Here is a 13,140-nt window from a genome sequence, read left to right on the forward strand (position 1 = left end):
TGCGAGCGACAATCATGACGACCCCATTGCCCGTCTTCCGCCTTCTCCTCGCCATCGCTGCCGGACTGGTCCTGACCGGACTGCCCTCGCCGTCGCGCGCGCAGAACATCGTCGTCATGGTCAATGGCGACCCGATCACCGATTTCGACATCGAGCAGCGCTCCAAGCTCGACCAGCTGACGACGCAGAAGACCCCGAGCCGGCAGGAGGTCATCAACGAGCTGATCGACGACAAGGTGAAGATGAAGGAGGGCAAGAAGTTCGGGGTCGATCCCGGCGTCTCCGACATCAACCAGTCCTACGAAGGCATGGCGCAGCGCATGCGCATCACGCCGGACCAGCTCACCAAGTCGCTCGAATCCAAAGGCGTGCGCCCCGAGACGCTGAAGGGCCGCATGAAGGCCGAGATGGTCTGGACCAGCCTCGTGCGCGGCCGCTTCAAGGAGAAGCTGCTCGTCGGCGAGCGCGACGTCGCGCAGGCCGTGCAGGCCCAGACCGGCGACAAGCTCCAGATCGAGGGCACCGAATACAAGATGCAGCCGATCGTGCTGATCGTGCCGCGCGGCTCGTCCGCCGCGTTCCTGGAAACACGGAAGAAGGAAGCCGAGAGCTATCGCGCGCGCGTCGGAAGCTGCGAGGAAGCCAACTCGCTGTTCCGCTCGACGCCGAACGCCACCATCCGCGACAGCGTCACCAAGACCACCGCGGAGCTGCCCGAGGCGCTGCGCAAGGTGCTCGACGACACCCCGATCGGCCATTTGACCGCGCCCGAGATGACCAAGAACGGCATCGAGATGGTGGTGCTGTGCTCGCGCAAGCCGACCATGATCGACACGCCGAAGAAGCGCGAGGTCCGCGAGAAGATGTATCAGGAGAAGTACGAGAAGACCCAGAAGGCCTATCTCGACGAGCTCCGCAAGGCGGCGATGATCGAATATCGCAACCGCTGATGGCCAATCGCGCAGCCAAACCGCATACCCTTCCCCTTGCCCTGACCCTGGGAGAGCCCGCCGGCATCGGCCCCGACATCACGATCGCAGCCTGGCTCCGGCGCCGTGAACTGAACCTGCCCGCCTTCTATCTGCTCGGCGACGAGGCGCTGATCGCCCGGCGCGCCAAGGCGCTCGCCGCCGCGCTCGGTGCCGATGTCAGGACCGCGGCGGTGAGCCCGGACGAGGCCGCTTCCGCCTTCATTGACGCCCTCCCGGTGGTCGCTACCGGCGAGCGCGCGACCGCCGAGCCCGGCACGCCCGACGCATCGAGCGCGCCGGCCGCGCTCGCCTCGATCCGGCAGGCGGTCACCGATGTCCGCGAGGGCCGCGCCGGCGCCGTCGTCACCAACCCGATCGCCAAGAGCGTGCTCTACCGCTCAGGCTTCCGTCATCCCGGCCACACCGAATTCCTCGCCGAGCTCGCTGCGGAAGGCGGCCGCGTGCCGCAGCCGGTGATGATGCTGTGGTCGCCGCGGCTTGCGGTGGTGCCCGTGACCATCCACGTCTCGATCCGCGATGCGCTGGCAGAGCTCACCAGCGAGCTGATCGTCTCGACTGTTCGCATCGTCGCAGCCGAGCTGAAATCGCGCTTTGGCATCGCGCAGCCGCGCATCGCGGTCTCCGGCCTCAACCCGCATGCCGGCGAGGACGGCTCGCTCGGTCACGAGGAGCAGACGATCATCGCCCCCGCACTCAAGACGCTGCGTGGCGACGGCATCGAGGCCAGGGGCCCGCTGCCCGCCGACACCATGTTCCACGAGGCCGCGCGCAGCACCTATGACTGCGCCATCTGCATGTATCACGACCAGGCGCTGATCCCGATCAAGACCGTCGCCTTCGACGACGCCGTCAACGTCACGCTCGGCCTGCCTTTCATCCGCACCTCGCCTGATCACGGCACCGCCTTCGACATCGCCGGCACCGGCAAGGCCAATCCGGCCAGCCTGATCGCGGCGCTTCAGCTGGCCAGCCGCATGGCGGCTTCGCAAAGCTGATGAGCGCGATCGACGACCTCCCGCCGCTCCGCGAGGTCATTCGCCAGCACGCGCTGTCGGCGCGCAAATCGCTCGGCCAGAATTTCCTGCTCGACCTCAATCTCACCGCCCGCATCGCGCGCGCGGCAGTGCCACTCGAAGATTCCACCATCGTCGAGATCGGCCCGGGCCCGGGCGGGCTGACACGCGCGCTGCTCGCGCTCGGCGCGAGGCGCGTCATCGCCATCGAGCATGACGAGCGGGCGATCCCGGCCTTGCAGGATATTTCCGCGCGCTACCCTGACAGGCTCGAGATCGTGCATGGCGATGCCATGACCTTCGATCCCCGCCCGCTGCTCAATGGCGAACGCGCGAAGATCGTCGCCAACCTGCCCTACAACATCGCGACCCAGCTCTTGATCGGCTGGCTCACCACCGAGCCCTGGCCGCCCTGGTACGACATGATGGTGTTGATGTTCCAGCGCGAGGTCGGCGAGCGCATCGTCGCGCGCGAGGACGAGGAGGCCTATGGCCGGCTCGGCGTGCTCGCCAATTGGCGTTGCGAGACCAAGATCCTGTTCGACATTGCGCCGTCCGCCTTCGTGCCGCCGCCCAAGGTCACCTCCTCCGTCGTGCGCCTCACGCCGCGCGCCGAGCCGCTTGCCTGCGATCGCAAGCTGCTCGAGCAGGTCGCCGCGGCCGCCTTCGGTCAGCGCCGGAAAATGTTGCGGCAGAGTCTGAAGTCGCTCGGCGTCGACCCCGCGCGGCTCGCTGCGGCCGCCGGCGTCGATGCGACGCGGCGCGCCGAGACCATTCCGATCTCGGGCTTTGTTGCCATGGCCTGTGAATTGGCCAATATACGAACCGAAACAGAGCGATAATTTCGGAGGAAGAAATATGGCGTTGATGCGTCGGCAGTCCCTGGTCAAGTTTGATGCGCCGCTGTGCGAGACCATCGTCGACACGCCGAAGCCGAAAGGCGCCGAGGTGCTGGTGCGCATCGAGCGCTGCGGCCTCTGCCATTCCGACCTGCACATCCAGGACGGCTATGCCGATCTCGGCGGCGGCAAGAAGCTCGACACCACGCGCGGCATGACGCTGCCCTTCACGCTCGGCCACGAGATTGCCGGCGTCGTCGACGAAGTCGGCCCCGACGTCGCCGCCGGCCTCGTCGGCGCGAAGAAGGCCGTGTTCCCCTGGATCGGCTGCGGCCAGTGCCGCGACTGCGCCAATGGCGACGAGAATCTCTGCGTGAAGCAGCGCTTCCTCGGCGTCTCCATCGACGGCGGCTTCGCCACCCACGTGCTGGTGCCCGACGCGAAATATCTGCTCGACTACGATCCCCTGCCCGTCAACCAGGCCGCGACCTTGATGTGCTCCGGCGTCACCGCCTATGGCGCGCTCAAGCGCCTGGTTGACCGACCGCGCCAGCGCAATCTGCTGCTGATCGGTCTCGGCGGCGTCGGCATGATGGGCCTGTCGTTCGCGCAGGCGATGTTCAAGCAGCCGATCACGGTCGCCGACCTGTCGCCGGCCGCGCGCGACACCGCGCTGAAGAACGGCGCAGCCAACGCCTACGATCCGTCCGAGCCCGACGTGATCAAGCGCATCCTGAAGGAGACCGAAGGCGGCTTCGACGAGATCGTCGATTTCGCCGGCAACGAGAAGTCGATGGCCTTTGCGGTCGCGGTCGCCGCGCGCGGCGGCAAGATCGTGGTCTCCGGCCTGATGGGCGGCCAGTTCACATTGCCGATGGTGCAATGGGTCTACAAACGCATGACCATCGAGGGTTTCATGGTCGGAACGCTCAAGGAGGCCCAGGAGCTGATGGCGCTGGCGCGCGCCGGCAAGATCAAGCCGACGCCGATGCGCGAGGAGCCGATGGGCGACGTCCAGAAATGGATCGACGAGCTTCGTGCCGGCAAGGTCGTCGGCCGCATCGTGCTGAAGAACTGAGCCGCGCGCAGCGGGCCCGACGCAAGTTGGGCCCGCGTGACGGAACGCCTGCTGCCCCGCCGCGTTGGCAGCCCATGTCCATTCGTTGCACCGTCGAAAGCGCATTCTTCATCGCCTGGAGCTGCCTGGAGCAGAGCGGCGAGCTCGGCCCGCCGGACGAGAGCGCCAACGTCATTCTCGACGCCATCGAAGGTCAGCTCAAAACCGGCGAACGCCGGCAGCTGATGCTCGCCAACAAGGCGATCGACGCCTATCGCGCGCACGCGGCGCTGCACCGATCCTCGTGGAATCGCGAAGCACGCTTCGGGTGATGGTCGTCGCCGCCCCTCGGGCCGCCGGCCCAGCGGCGTTTTGGCGGATTGAGGCCGGCGGTCCTCGGGCAAAGCGCACGGAATGCGGCACTCGGCGCCACATGCTACGCCAATCCGCAAGCCCGCTATGTTCACTCCTGAACAGACCTCGCCAGATCAGCGCTGCGCTAAGAACGCGCATGCAGACTCGCCCCTACCAACTTCCGGGAGTCCAAGCCCGCGCGCTAGCATCTCAACTATGCACGGCCGCTTGTGTGCACTTTGGAACCGTCGGTTCCGCTGCGGAAACGTAGGGTTCTGGCTGGCGCCGATTCCCGGCCAGCCCAGAGAAGAAACTGTGACCGGTCGGCCCCCGAACGATCTGCTCCGGCAGCTCACCCACCAGGATTTCGAACTGCTCGCGCCTCACCTCCAGCCGGTCGAACTCGCGGCGAGCCACGTCCTGCATCACGCCGGCGACGACGTGGCGGCGGTACACTTTCCCTGCGGTTCCGCACTGGTATCGTTCGCCGTGCCGGTCGAGGACGATCGCGAGGTCGAAAGCCTGCTGGTGGGCCGTGAGGGTGCGGTGGGCCTTGCCGCAGGCCGCAACCCTTCGCTCGCATATTCGCGCATTGTCGTGAAGCTGGGCGGCACCCTCGTCCGGCTGCCACTGCGCGCACTCGAGCAGGCACAGCAGCGGTCGGCCACGCTTCAGGAGGTCTTTTTGCGCTACGCCGACTGCCAATTCGCGCAGCTGCTGCAGACGGCGGCCTGCAACGCCGCTCATTCGATCGAGCAGCGCGCCGCCAAATGGATCATCTCCGCGAAAGAGAGTATCGGCGGGGCCGAGATCCCCCTCACCCACGAGCAACTCGCCGGCATGCTCGGCGTCTCCCGCAGCTATGCCAGCCGCGTCATCCAGATGTTCAAGGCAAGGCGCATCCTCGCGACCCGCCGCGGCGCCATCCTGATCCTCGACGGGACAGCGCTCGAAGCCAGAGCCTGCAGCTGCAACGATTGGGTAAGGAAGCATTTTGATGAGGTGCTGGGCGGAGCAACACCTGCCGATGGCTAAAGCGCGATACGATCAGGATGCATCGTCATCGCGCTTCAGGTTGTCGTTCGAGCTTGATCTTTTCGGAAAACCGCTGCGCACTTGTCCGGATCATGCTTTAGCGCCGTTGCGGCTCACGTCTCCGGTGGCGACTGACGCTTCAGATGCAGATAGGCCGGGCTGAAATCGCCGAGCCGCTGCAGCTCGCGCCATTTCAGGACGATGAGCTCCCCGTCGCGCAGATCCATCGCGCCGCCCCGTCTGAGGTCAGCGAGCGTCCGGTTCACCGTCGCGATCGCCATGCCCAGCGTCTCGCCGAGCTGCACCAGGCTGATCGGCAGGCGGAAGCGATTGCCGCGGATGAGCTGCGCGGCGCGGGCGCGGTAGAACAGCTCGCAGAACAGGTGCGCCATGCGCGCTTGCATCGGCCGGGCGCTGTTGTTGGTGATGGCCTCGCGGAAGATCGAGGCATCGAGCAGCGTCTCGCGCCAGACCGAGAGCGCGAAAGTGGGCCGGCGCCGGAAGGCCGTGAACAATTCGCGATGCGGGATGAAGGCAACCGAGGCGTGCCCGAGCGCGGAGAGCCCATGGTCCATCTGGTCGATGAACAGGCCCTGGGAATCCGGCAGGTCCCCGGAGATATGGAACGCGAGATATTGCCGCCCCCCGCTGCCGAGCAGATGGTAACGCGCCACCATGCCGGAGACGACCAGCGCCGAATGTTCGGGCTCGTCACCCTGGCGGATGAAATCCTCGTTGGGCGCGACATCGCGCTGCGTAAAGGTGAGCGCGCGGATCTCGTCGAGATCCTCCCCGGTGAGCGCGGTGTGCTCGCTCAGGTTCCGGATCAGCACGTCGTGGGCTTTTTCCATGAGACCACCAAAAATCGCGCCGGATCTATCAAATGATACTTCTGGCCTCGGTTCAGCGGACTAGAACGCGAGACGGACGCACAGGTTGCTAATCCGTTTGCGATCGTACGGGTCGCACCCACACCACACCTCGATCACCAACCGAGCCGGCCCTTCTCATGAGCCCTACGACGATCCTGGCGCGCATCCGCGGCCTGTTCGCATCCGAGACCAGCGAACACCTCGACTGCATCAGCGATGCCTTCGCGAAAGGCACGCTGCGCGAGCCGGCGCATCCGATGTCGGATCAGGAACTCGCCCACGCCATCCGCGAGTTCCGCAGCACCGAGGTCTCCGACTGGACCATCGCAAAGCTCTCGCGGCGCTTCATCGACGTGCCGCGAGACTGCTGAAGCACGCGCGAGGCTCATGCCGCATCCGAAGTTCATCGCGCGTCTCCAGGCCATCGAAGGCCTGTCCGAGGACGAACGCCGGCAGATCGCGGGCCTGCCGTCCACGCTACGCCAGGTCGCGGATGGCGAGATCGTGCTGCGTCAGGGCGAGGCCGCCTCGCGCTGCGTCTTCGTCGTCAGCGGCTTCCTCTACCAGGCCCGCATCGTCGGCGATCGCAGCCAGATCCTCGCGTTCCACGTTCCCGGCGACATGCCCTGCCTGCACACGCTGCTGGTCTCGCCGACGGATGCGGACCTCGTCGGCCTCGGCCCGACCGTCGTCGGCTACGTCGGGCACAGCCAGCTCCGCCAGCTGCTCGACGGCTCGATCCATCTGACCCGCGCGTTCTGGCGCGAGACGCTGATCGATGCGGCGATCTCGCGGCAATGGATCGCCCGGCTCGGCGCGCAGGCGGCCTTGCCGAAGGTCGCGCATCTGATCTGCGAGCTCGCGGCGCGGCTGGAGATCGTCGGCCTTCTCAAGGACGCCTGCTTCCAGATGCCGATGACGCAGCGGCACGTCGCCGATGCCTGCGGCCTGTCGATCGTGCACGTCAATCGCACCATCCAGGAACTGCGGCATCGCGGATTGATCGCATGGGAGGGCAACGAGATCGAGCTGCTGCAGCCCGACGAGTTGCGCAGGTTTGCCGATTTCACGCCCGACTATCTGACCTGAGCGCGGTGGGTGAGCGCGGAGAATGGGTGAGCGGAGCGCTACCCCGCGCGTCACGAACGCGACCGCGCGGTCCGCCATGATGTGAGCAGCGGACCCCCGCGGCCGAGGACAGGATCCGACTTCGGCTTGCGGACCTTGGCGATGCGCGTGACGGCATCGAGACGCTCTCGCATGTCGGTGCACTCGTCGTACGTCCCGTCCTGCGGATACGCTCCGACGACCCCGAAGTCCCGGCTGGATTCGATCAACCGGTGTCCGGTGCCGGCGGGCAGCACCAGAACGTCGCCGGCTTTCACACGGAGGATGCGCCCCTTGATCCCGCCGCACTCGACCCTGGCGGTGCCGCGCGCCACGCCCATCACTTCGTGGATCTGCGAATGATAATGGACGAAGTCATACACGGTGTCCCGCCACGACCGACCCCAGCCGTTTGTATCGAACAGCGTGTCGATGATGACCTCGGGGGGAAAGCGCCTGGACTTCAGATTCACCGCGCCGCGATAGAGCAACACCGGAAAACGCGGATTGTTCGGCACGATGCCATCGTCGCGAAAGCGGAAAGCTGCCGGCTTCCGGGGCCGCACCAGCGCCCGCAGCGTTGCCGCATCGGGATGCTCCTCCACCAGCTTCTTGGCGAGATTCCTGATCTGGTCCTTGATCGGCATGGCCTGTCCTCAGCCACGATTCAACGACGGCGGGGGTGAGAAGTTTCCAGGCGAACGGGCTCGATCAGCAGCAGGGCTCACCCCATCCTGCGGGCTGCAGCCTCGATGCAGCCTGGACAACTCGCGCGTCGCACTGGTTCATGCGGGTCCCCACAACAGCTGAGACCGGCCGGCTCTCTATCGCACCGCGAACGGCGCCTGATAAGGCCGGCCGAACGGCACGCCGTTGATGACAGTCTGGACCGGCTTGAGCTGGGCCTTGCCGTCTCTCTTGTTGTTGCGGGTGTCGAGGAAGCTGACCGGCCCCTCCGCCAGCTCCATGATGGCGACGTCGCCGGGCGCTCCGACTTGCAGGGTGCCGATCTTCGGCGCGCGATTGATGATCTTCGCCGGAGCCGTGGTGGCCATCGCGACCACCTGCTCCAGCGTGAAGCCCAGCGTCATGAACTTGCTCATCACGTTGGGCAGGAACGGGATGCCCGGCGAATTGCCGGAGAAGACATGGATATCGGAGGAGATGGTGTCCGGCGTGCATCCGCCGGGGATCGCCACTTCCGCCACGGTGAAATCGAAGCTGCCGCCGCCATGACCGACGTCGAAGATGACGCCACGCTGCTTCGCCGCCAGGGCCGCTGGCAGCAGCTTGCCCTCCTGGACGATATTGGTGAAGACGTTGGACATGTTCGGTGCGCCCGAATAGGCATGGGTCAGCACGTCGCCCGGGCGGAGCAGGTCGAGGATCTGCGACATCAGCTCCTTGGACTCGACGCCGCCGATATGCACCATCATCTTCGCCGGCCAGCCGCACATCTCGCAAGCCTGGATGCCGCGCTTCAGCGGCTCGAGCCCGTGCTTGTAGATCACGTTCTCCGACATCCGCACTTTGACCCCGAGCAGGAAATCAGCGTTCTCGGCGAGCGCCATCGCGCAGGCTTCGGTCTGGGCGACGTCGATATTGTACAGCTCCGCGACCGGGAATGCCGACAGGCCGTTATTGGCGATATGGACGAAGGCGTACATCCGCGCCCGCGTCTGTGCCACGATGAACCGGCGCAACGCCGCCAGATTGTTGACCCCGGCGTCGCCCGCGGACACGACGGTCGTCGTGGCCTGGAATTGCACCAGCTCGTCGGCGGGAATACCGATTGCCGAGCCGTAGGGGTAGACGTGACTATGCAGATCGATGAGACCGGGCATCACGAGCTTGCCTGACGCGTCGATGCTCTTCAGCGCGCGCTCGGCCGGGATCGCCTCCTGCACCGTTTCGATCACGCCCCAGCGGATGCCGATATCGCGTCTGGCGCGCAGCGACTGGCTGGGGTCGAGCACCTCGCCGCCCCGGATCACCAGATCGTACTTGTCGTTCGGCCCCATCGCGGCGCCGGCGGGCGCGGCGAGACCGACAACTGCGGCTGACGTCGACAATGCCAGGAAATCGCGGCGTGACAACACGGACATGACGGCCCCCCTTGCGCTTTTATTGGCGGCTACGGCCCCGCCTTGACGAGCAGATGCGCTTCTGCCGCCAACGTACGAGACCGGAATGAATGGAATTGGAATTGAAGCATCTTCGCGCGGATGATCCAATCCTATGACTGCACACGAGCCCTGAGGAGCCGCGAAATTTTCCGGAATCGCGTGAACCTTCCTGGACGAGCGCCGACTAAGCGAGCACATCCGCCGGGCCGCTTGGGTCATTCGTGGCGATGGGCCGTTTGCGCCATGCAGAACGGCAAGCAGAACTGACGGCGGCTCCCGAGAGGCGTCGGGCAAAACACCCGGTCAAGCCCTTGGCGCAAAAATATTCCACTTTCCCGAATTTCGGATTTGTGGCATACCCTCGCCCATCCCGGCCCTGCCAAAGGGGCGCTTCGCGATCGTCACGAGATGCGGGCCGGGTGGCGGTGGACGCGGTAGCGCCGGCGCGGCTCGGCATGATGACAGGGCGGGCAACCGTGAGTCCTCAGGCGACGCGATACGACACGGCGCGGTCACAGCGGTTTCGTCGATGCCTGGGGGCGAGCACACGCAAGCCTTCCGGGTATTTCGGCGGGATCGTCCGCGGACGGAGAAGTCGTGTGGTCCTGACGCCCGGGGTCTGTGCGTCAAGGCTTGCGGTGATGCGGCGGCCCGACCGGGCACGCGCATCGATCATCCGCAAGGCGACGGGGGCAATAGTGCATCGCTCCCCGGGGAGAGCACGAAGGACACCGTTAAAACCAGCCGCGCAGGGAAGGCCGGGCGACCGGCATCACCTGTGGTCCACCCCGTGTGCATCTTCGTCGCGCACGGACTTGCGGGTGCCGCCGGCGCCCGGCCTTCCCTGCGCCCTTTGGTCTTCAAGGAGCGCGAACGACAGCAAGCCTCGGGCGAAACGCGCCGCGAGAGCGCGAAGGCGTGTCTGCACCACATACTCGGTGTCATCGCAGACAGCGTCACTTGGAGCGGGCTGCAACCTCATACTCCGTTATTGCGAGCGCCTCAGCCTCCTCGGCTCTCGTGCCCCGGACGCAGCGCAGCGCCCCTTAGCGGTGCGCTGCAGAGCCGGGGCCCATGTCGCAGCGGCGCGCGGGCAGCGCTGGGTCCCGGCTCTGCGCAGCAGCGTAAGAACGCTGCAGCGCGTCCGGGACACGTGTGTGGGTACCACCGTCTCTCGCACCACTTTTCGCGCGCGCCGGGCTGGTAGAGTGGCGCCATTATTTTGGGGAATTTTGATGCGCGCGAGGATTTTCAATCGCGTTTTGGGGCTGGCGACACTGGCCTTGCTTGTCGGCACTGCGGACGAGCTCAATTTCGACCCTGATACCCCCGACGGACTCACTCGCGCGATCACAAAGCTCCAGCAGCGGATTTCGATGGCGCCGAATGGAGAGCCGACCGAGGGCCTGTTGCTGCGCATGCGCAAGATGGAGGATCTCAAGCCCTGGGGCTCGATCGTCTACGGCCCGGACAACAGCAAATGGGGCATCTCGTGGAACCACGCCTCGCGGCGCGCGGCGGTGGCGGAGGTGGCGGGTTTGACGGCGCCTGGGTGGTCACCAGTGTCGGCTGCGGCGGCACCACGTCCGGTGCGGTCGTCGTCTCCTCGGGCAAGGTCATCGGCCAGGGTGTCACTGGCACCGTCAGCCCGAGCGGCTCGGTCAGCACGGTCGGTCAAGGCGACGGCGTGACCTTCACAGGCTCCGGCCGTCTCGGCGCTCGCAGCGGTTCCGGAACCTGGCGGCGCTCCGATGGCTGCGGCGGAACCTGGAGCTCGGCGAAGCAGTAACGCGCAAGGAAATGCCTGATCTCGCGGCGGAACGAACGCGCCGCAAGCCCAATTCAAGCCACATCCTCTCCGGATTTGCGGCTCATTGCCACCCAAGTCTTTGATGACAAAGGGCTGGTTAAGAGTTGCGTCATGCGTAACCGGGAGACCAGGATGGGCAACCGCACCGCAAAATTCGTATCCGCGCTAGTCGGCAGCATCATTGCCGGCGCGCCACTGGCCGCCGTGTCGCAGAACGCGCCGGCGCCATCGAGCACAGCCAACGCGGCCGCCGACTGCCTCGCCTCGCCGAAGGGCGCCGCGCCGCAGGGGCAACACTGGTACTATCGTCTCGACCGCACGACCAAGCGGCAATGCTGGTATCTGCGCGCCGCAGGCGGCAAATCCTCCCAGACCGCGCAGGCGACGACCGACACGCCCGAGGCGGATTCGGCCGTGCCGCAAGCGATGCAGAACGCGCGCGCCGAATACACCGCTCCGCAGACGAGTGCCGCACCAGGCACGCCGAACATGAGCGCGCCCGCGCCCGCTGCAACCAATGCGCCGCCGGTCGCCCAGCAGCCGCCAAGCGGCGCGCCTGCGACCAACGCGCAGCAGCCGGCTGTGACCGCGCGCTGGCCCGAGGCCTCTCCGGCCTCCGCCGCGCCCACACCGCCGCCGGCCCCCGTTGCGGCCACCGCGCCGGCGGGCGCGAAGCCGGCAAAGCCTCCCGCGCCGATGGCCCTGGCCGGCGCAGACGGCTCCGCCGACAAGCCGGCCGGCTCGGTGCAGATGCTGCTGCTCGTGATCGGCGGCGCGCTGGCGCTCGCCGGCATCCTCGCCAGCATCATCTACCGCTTCGCCGGCGGACGCCTCCGCGTCCAGGCCGCCGACCGCCGCGGACGTTGGGACGATTGGACGCCGCAGGACCATGACGCAAGCCGCGCGCCCTGGCTCGGTGCGGAGCCGGCCGTCACGCCGCGCGCACAGCAGGGCCCCGTCGACTTCGATGAAGTTCGGCCGCCGCAGACCGCGCAAATCGCCGCCTTCACCAGGGAGATCGGCAGGATCGCGGCGCAATCCGCGTCCATTCGCAACAAGGCCGCCGAGCTCGACAAGGCCGACATCTTCAACGGAAAGTTCGAGATCGAGGCATCGGTGCCCCGGCTCGCGGTCAAAGATACGGCCGACGAAGAGCCCGTCGATCGCCATGAAGATGCTCAGGTAGATGCGCAGGCTGGGGAAGCCGTCGACGTCGACGTGATCACCGCGATGCTGGAACGGCTGGCGAAGCAAGGGCCGCGGCTGCCGCAGCCTAGCCCTGAAGCTGAGCTTGCAGAGCTCGTACGAAACCAACGAGGCCAATCCGCCGCTCGCGCTTGAGGCGCTCGGCCTTCAGGATCGACTGCACCTCGGCAAAGGCCTCGTCGACGTCGTGATTGATCACGATGTAGTCGTACTCGGCCCAGTGGCTCATCTCGTGGCTGGCTCGGCTCATGCGCTTGCGGATGACCTCGTCGGAATCCTGCGCGCGCGAATGCAGGCGTTTTTCGAGATCCGCCGCCGAGGGCGGCAGGATGAAGACGCTGACGACGTCGGCACGGGCTTTTTCGCGCAGCTGCTGCGTGCCCTGCCAGTCGATGTCGAACAGCACGTCCTGCCCGGACGATAGCGCGGCTTCGACGGGGCTGCGCGGCGTACCGTAGCTGTTGTCGAACACGGTGGCCCATTCCAGCAGCTCATCGCCCTTCACCATCGCCTCGAAGCGGGGCTTGTCGACGAACAGATAATCCTTGCCGTTGACCTCGCCCGGCCGCATCGGCCGCGTGGTCGCGGATACCGACATTTTCAGGCCGGACATGCGGTCGATCAAAAGACGCGACAGCGTCGTCTTGCCCGCGCCCGAGGGCGAGGACAGCACGAACATCAATCCGCGCCGCTCGACACCGTCAGTTCCGTGACCGCCGCTCGTCATCG

The 13,140-nt window shown here is 66.4% G+C and carries 14 protein-coding genes; 10 read left to right on the top strand and 4 right to left on the bottom strand.

What is annotated here, in order from left to right; genetic code table 11:
* Positions 1–14 precede the first annotated feature (14 nt).
* The 6 genes from CIT37_RS23055 (at position 15) to CIT37_RS23080 (ending at position 5,290) form a co-directional block, all read left to right on the top strand.
* Positions 15–950 (top strand): SurA N-terminal domain-containing protein, encoded by a 936-nt coding sequence (locus CIT37_RS23055; RefSeq protein ID WP_028145007.1) that lies wholly within the window; start codon positions 15–17, stop codon positions 948–950.
* A complete protein-coding gene (gene pdxA / locus CIT37_RS23060; protein WP_095424300.1) occupies positions 950–1,987 on the top strand; it encodes a 4-hydroxythreonine-4-phosphate dehydrogenase PdxA in 1,038 nt (345 codons plus the stop codon). The genes CIT37_RS23055 and pdxA overlap by 1 nt, the downstream gene beginning before the upstream one ends.
* The gene (gene rsmA, locus CIT37_RS23065) at positions 1,987–2,847 is read left to right on the top strand and encodes a 16S rRNA (adenine(1518)-N(6)/adenine(1519)-N(6))-dimethyltransferase RsmA (protein WP_028145009.1); all 861 of its coding nucleotides are present in this window, start codon (positions 1,987–1,989) and stop codon (positions 2,845–2,847) included. The genes pdxA and rsmA overlap by 1 nt, the downstream gene beginning before the upstream one ends.
* Before the next feature lie 16 nt (positions 2,848–2,863).
* A complete protein-coding gene (locus CIT37_RS23070; protein ID WP_095424301.1) occupies positions 2,864–3,922 on the top strand; it encodes an alcohol dehydrogenase in 1,059 nt (352 codons plus the stop codon).
* A 74-nt stretch (positions 3,923–3,996) separates the two neighbouring features.
* A complete protein-coding gene (locus tag CIT37_RS23075) occupies positions 3,997–4,233 on the top strand; it encodes a hypothetical protein (RefSeq protein WP_038972966.1) in 237 nt (78 codons plus the stop codon).
* Between the two features lie 337 nt (positions 4,234–4,570).
* Complete coding sequence (locus tag CIT37_RS23080) at positions 4,571–5,290, top strand: Crp/Fnr family transcriptional regulator (protein ID WP_095424302.1); 720 nt, start codon at positions 4,571–4,573, stop codon at positions 5,288–5,290.
* Between the two features lie 113 nt (positions 5,291–5,403).
* Here the strand turns inward: CIT37_RS23080 and CIT37_RS23085 are convergent, their stop codons facing one another.
* On the bottom strand, positions 5,404–6,141 hold the full coding sequence (locus CIT37_RS23085) for a Crp/Fnr family transcriptional regulator (protein ID WP_038946518.1): 738 nt from the start codon (positions 6,139–6,141) through the stop codon (positions 5,404–5,406).
* A 158-nt stretch (positions 6,142–6,299) separates the two neighbouring features.
* On the opposite strand from CIT37_RS23085, the gene CIT37_RS23090 reads away from it, so the two are divergent.
* Together CIT37_RS23090 and CIT37_RS23095 are read left to right on the top strand one after the other, a co-directional pair.
* Positions 6,300–6,533 (top strand): hypothetical protein, encoded by a 234-nt coding sequence (locus CIT37_RS23090; RefSeq protein WP_095424303.1) that lies wholly within the window; start codon positions 6,300–6,302, stop codon positions 6,531–6,533.
* Between the two features lie 16 nt (positions 6,534–6,549).
* On the top strand, positions 6,550–7,251 hold the full coding sequence (locus tag CIT37_RS23095) for a Crp/Fnr family transcriptional regulator (RefSeq protein ID WP_038972968.1): 702 nt from the start codon (positions 6,550–6,552) through the stop codon (positions 7,249–7,251).
* 50 nt (positions 7,252–7,301) lie between these two features.
* On the opposite strand, the gene CIT37_RS23100 is transcribed toward CIT37_RS23095, so the two are convergent.
* Both CIT37_RS23100 and CIT37_RS23105 read right to left on the bottom strand, forming a co-directional pair.
* A complete protein-coding gene (locus CIT37_RS23100) occupies positions 7,302–7,916 on the bottom strand; it encodes a cupin (RefSeq protein ID WP_038946517.1) in 615 nt (204 codons plus the stop codon).
* Between the two features lie 177 nt (positions 7,917–8,093).
* Positions 8,094–9,374 (bottom strand): amidohydrolase family protein, encoded by a 1,281-nt coding sequence (locus CIT37_RS23105; RefSeq protein WP_095424304.1) that lies wholly within the window; start codon positions 9,372–9,374, stop codon positions 8,094–8,096.
* Positions 9,375–10,887: 1,513 nt separating this feature from the next.
* Between CIT37_RS23105 and CIT37_RS23115 the strand changes: the two genes are divergently transcribed.
* Positions 10,888–11,184: a hypothetical protein gene (locus CIT37_RS23115; RefSeq protein WP_244429075.1), complete on the top strand. Its 297-nt coding sequence runs from the start codon at positions 10,888–10,890 to the stop codon at positions 11,182–11,184.
* 132 nt (positions 11,185–11,316) lie between these two features.
* Positions 11,317–12,546 carry a hypothetical protein gene (locus tag CIT37_RS23120; protein WP_095424744.1) on the top strand — a complete coding sequence of 410 codons (1,230 nt, stop codon included), beginning with the start codon at positions 11,317–11,319 and terminating at the stop codon, positions 12,544–12,546.
* On the opposite strand, the gene gmk is transcribed toward CIT37_RS23120, so the two are convergent.
* Positions 12,479–13,138 carry a guanylate kinase gene (gene gmk / locus CIT37_RS23125; RefSeq protein ID WP_028145020.1) on the bottom strand — a complete coding sequence of 220 codons (660 nt, stop codon included), beginning with the start codon at positions 13,136–13,138 and terminating at the stop codon, positions 12,479–12,481. The two genes, CIT37_RS23120 and gmk, sit on opposite strands and share 68 nt — an antisense overlap.
* Positions 13,139–13,140: the final 2 nt, after the last annotated feature.

Origin of the sequence: Bradyrhizobium ottawaense (assembly GCF_002278135.3) — a bacterium.
Taxonomy (GTDB): Bacteria; Pseudomonadota; Alphaproteobacteria; order Rhizobiales; family Xanthobacteraceae; genus Bradyrhizobium; species Bradyrhizobium ottawaense.